Origin of the sequence: Aeromicrobium sp., from assembly GCF_049586495.1 — a bacterium.
In the GTDB taxonomy this organism is placed as follows: Bacteria; Actinomycetota; Actinomycetes; order Propionibacteriales; family Nocardioidaceae; genus Aeromicrobium.
Window position 1 is genome coordinate 1 of sequence record NZ_JBAVCB010000181.1, and the last position, 1757, is coordinate 1757.

General features: G+C 67.7%; 2 protein-coding genes. Both read right to left on the reverse strand.

What is annotated here, in order from left to right:
• Positions 1-747, reverse strand: a 747-nt coding sequence (locus tag WB508_RS09585; RefSeq protein WP_423844660.1) for an HAD family hydrolase, incomplete at its 3' end; no start/stop codon positions are given.
• 3 nt (positions 748-750) lie between these two features.
• Positions 751-1757 (reverse strand): hypothetical protein (locus tag WB508_RS09590; protein WP_423844661.1); only part of this gene is annotated, 1007 nt, incomplete at its 5' end.

Below are 1757 nucleotides of genomic sequence, written 5' to 3' on the forward strand. Positions count from 1 at the left end.
TGCCGCCGAGCGGACGATGTTGACCGGCGTGCGCCGACGCTGGCGGTGCAGACGATGCACCGGCCAGCCGAAGTCCTCGGCGGCCCGGGTGAGGGTGCTGTCGGCGTTCAAGGGCCGCGGGCGGCCCACGGTCTGCAGGTAGAGGACGTCCTCTCCCCCGTTGCCGTAGGCATATGACTCGCCGAGGTCGAGGCCTCGTTCCTCGGCGAACGCCGTGACGGCGTCAGCCTTGCCCGGACCCCAGAGGATCGGACCATCGACGTGTCCGGTCACCACCCCGTCCACCGTCTCCACCTCGGTGACGAGCAGGTGCTGGATACCAAGATCTTCGGCGGCTGCCTGGGCCTGGAATCTGGTGGCGGAGGATGCCAGCGCCACCGTGTGACCGGCTCGCAGATGGGCTCGGACGAGCCTGCGGGCGTCGGGGTACAGCTGTCCGGAGATGCGTGATCGGAAGAGTTGTTGCCCCATCTCCTCCAGGTCGGTCAGCGCAGTGCCGCGCAACGCACCGAGGCCGACGCCGACCAGGCGCGTGACGTCGTGTCCACGCTGCTGCATGTTGAAGACCTCGACGAGCGTGCCCAGAAGCTCGTGCGGGCTCACCGCCCGATCCGCCAGCCTCTGCCGGAAGTACAACACTGCGGAGTATCCGTGGATCAAGGTGCCGTCGAAGTCGAAGAAGGCGCCCACCTCCGGGCCTTGGGGCCCGGCAGCCACGGCTGCGAGCAGCCGGTCGATGTCAGCCACGGATCAGTCCTTCAGAGCAAGGGAGCGGACGATTTCGATGGCCCGAACCGCTGCGGCGAGCTCGTCGGCGAACCGTTGGCGGGACTGCACCAGCTCGTCGCCACCGGGAGCGACCAGATCCCGGTTTCCGGCCAGCTTGAGTGCCCCACCCATGAGGTCCTTGGAGATGGACTCGGGCGAATGGAGGTCCTGCTGCAGCCAGCGCTGGTGCGCGACGCCGAGGCTCTCGGCGATCAGTCCGTCGCCGTCCAGCGGTGCGGCGGGCTCGCGTGTGACCAATCGATCAGCCACCACCGAATAGGCCTCGAGGAAGGGGCCGATCACGCGGTGCGCCAGCAGCAGGTGCGAGTCCGAGAGCTGTTTGATGACCCCCTCCGTGGTGGGGCTCTGTTCGGCCCAGCCCGGACTCACGACATCAGTCTCATATCGCATCTGGGTGTCGAACTCGGACTTGGTCGCGAAGAAGAATTCATACTTGAGCAAGTCGCGCAGCGCCAGCGCACGAGTCCAGGTCGCCGACACGACGTTCGCGTCTGCCGTGTCGCCGCACGCCTGGACGAGTGCCACCTCCAGGATCGCGCGGTTGATGAAGTAGTGCGTGACGGTGTTGCGGTAGAAGGCTGCCTCGTGCTGTCGGTCGGGCGCGATGGCGTACACGGGTTCGAGGCCGCCGGTGTACTCGACCACGACCCCCTCGCGCACCAGAGTGGCCAGCGCTCGACGCAAGCCCTCAGGGCGGCCCAGGTCGACGTCTGCCGTGAGCGGCAGCTGTCGAAGACGCACGTAGGCAACCAGCGGTTCAAGAACAGCCAGTGTCTCGGCCAACGTCATGGCCCGACCGTCGTTGTCGAGCAGGCCGAAGGTCACCAGAGCAGCCGGAGTGATCGGCGTGGCGGCGTTGATGCGGTGTGCCACCTCGAAGGCGACGCGCGGCACCAGGTCGGTGAGGTCGTCGCTGTCAGCTCGCGCGCCGGCGTCGGCCAGCGCCTCCCGCAGAGACAGGGGTGGAC